This window comes from Magnetospirillum fulvum MGU-K5 (assembly GCF_000442515.1).
GTDB classification, from domain to species: domain Bacteria; phylum Pseudomonadota; class Alphaproteobacteria; order Rhodospirillales; family Magnetospirillaceae; genus Phaeospirillum; species Phaeospirillum fulvum_B.
In genome coordinates this window covers 1-1971 of sequence record NZ_AQPH01000147.1, presented here as the reverse complement: position 1 = coordinate 1971, position 1971 = coordinate 1, and the positions used below count along the sequence as shown (strand labels likewise).

Here is a 1971-nt window from a genome sequence, read left to right as displayed (position 1 = left end):
ATCCAGGGCCGAGAACGGCTCGTCGAGCAGCAGGACCTTGGGCCGACCGACCAGGGCGCGGGCCAGGGCGACCCGCTGGGCCTGACCACCCGACAATTCGCGCGGCCAATGGCTCTGGTGGCTGGACAGACCGACCCGGTCCAATGCCACGGACACGCGGCTGGCCCATTCAGCCAGGGGCAGGTGGCGGATGCCAAAGGCGACATTCTCGCCGATCGTCAGCCACGGCATCAGCCGGGGTTCCTGGAACACCATTCCGATTTCCGGGCGGGGGCCCAGGATCGGGGTACCGTCCAGGGCCAGATGGCCCCGTGACGGTTTGTCCAGGCCCGAGATCAGCCGCAGCAAGGTGCTTTTACCGCAGCCCGATCCGCCGAGAATGGCGACGATTTCGCCTTCTTCGACCGTGAGGTTCAGGCCGGACAAGGCCAGGGTGCCGTTGGGATAGCGCTTGTCGACGGTGGTGATGGTCAGCATCGGTCTACTCCGCCGGTTTGAAGGAATCCTGCCAGGTCAGGAACCGGGCAGACGCTGACGCCAGCAGCCAGTCGGTCAGCTTTCCCAGCAAGGCGAAGGCGGTGATCGAGGCGAGAATAACCGCTGGGCGTCCGGTTTGCTGACCGTCGATCAGCAGGAAGCCCAGCCCCTGTTCCGCTCCCATGAATTCGGCCGCCACCACGAACATCCAGCCCAGCCCCAACCCGGAGCGCAAGGCGATGACGTAGGTCGGCAATGTGGCGGGCAGCAGGATGCGGGTGATCATCTCGCGATGGCTGAAGCGGAAGATGCGGCCGACCTCGACCAGCTTGCGGTCGACCCCGAGGATCGCGCCCGACAGGCTGAGATAGATCGGAAAGAACACGCCGACCGCGATCAGGATCACCTTTGACGTTTCGAAAATGCCGAACCACAGGATGAACAGCGGGACCCAGGCAATCGACGGGATGTTGCGTAGCGCTTGAAGCGTCGGGTCGATCACGCGGCGGGCCAGGGTCCAATAGCCGCTGATCGCGCCGAACAGGGTTCCGGCGATGACGCCGAAGGAAAAGCCCAGCGCGACCCGTTGCAGCGTCGCCAGGATGTGGTTGCCGAGATCGCCGGATTGGGCCAGCCCCACCAGGGTTGCGATCACCTTTGACGGTGTCGGCAGCAAGCGCCCGTCGGCCCATTTGAGGGCGACCAGCACTTCCCAGGTCAAGGCCAGCCCGACCGGCAGGATGAAGCCGATCAATTGCCGGGCGGAGGCCGACCACCGCCCGGGCCGAGGATCGCTCGCCGTCCCGGAGGAGGCGGCGAGCGTGGTTCCGGCGTTTATCGCCTCGCTCGACATCGCTATTTGACGCCCAGTTTAGCGCCGAACGACGGCTCGATCAGGGCCTGGGCGGTGGCGGGGACATCGACATCGGCGGCGATCACGCCGGCCTGTTGCAGGGCCAGACCGGCGGCTTCGATCGTTTTGCGCTGGCGGTCACCGATCGCGGCGGTCGACAGATCGGTCCGCTCCAACTGACGAGCGGCAACGGCATCGGTCAGCTTGGCCTGCTCGACAATGATCTTCTTCAACTCGGCCGGATTGGCGATCGAGAAGGCGCGGGCCTTTTCATAGGCGGCGATCACCTTTTCGACCAGCTCGGGATGCTCGGTGGCAAAGGCCTCGCGGGTGTTGAGCACGCCCCAGGTGTTCAGGTCGGCATTGCGATGGAAGATGCGGGCGCCGTCTTCCAACTCGGCCTGGGCGAACAGCGGGTCAAGCGCGGCCCAGGCATCGACGTCGCCCTTGGCCAGGGCCAGACGGCCGTCCTGATGCTGGAGCAGCACTACCTTGACGTCCTTTTCAGTCAGACCGGCTTCGGCCAGCGAGCGGATCAGGAAGACGTGGGGATCGGTGCCTCGGGTCGCGGCGATGCGCTTGCCCTTGAGGTCGGCGACGGTGTGGATCGGCGACCCGCCTTGGGTCAGCAACGCGGTCCA

General features: G+C 65.7%; 3 protein-coding genes. All 3 read right to left on the bottom strand.

Annotated elements, in window-relative coordinates:
- On the bottom strand, positions 1-477 hold a 477-nt coding region (locus K678_RS17275; protein WP_021133775.1), incomplete at its 3' end, for an ABC transporter ATP-binding protein.
- A 4-nt stretch (positions 478-481) separates the two neighbouring features.
- Complete coding sequence (locus K678_RS17270; protein ID WP_021133774.1) at positions 482-1330, bottom strand: ABC transporter permease; 849 nt, start codon at positions 1328-1330, stop codon at positions 482-484.
- A gap of 2 nt (positions 1331-1332) precedes the next feature.
- Positions 1333-1971: ABC transporter substrate-binding protein (locus K678_RS17265; protein ID WP_021133773.1), on the bottom strand; the 639-nt coding region annotated here is incomplete at its 5' end.

Bases quoted from the DNA above. Each gene is read 5' to 3' on its own strand.
- K678_RS17270 (WP_021133774.1), bottom strand. From the start codon at position 1,330: ATGTCGAGCGAGGCGATAAACGCCGGAACCACGCTCGCCGCCTCCTCC.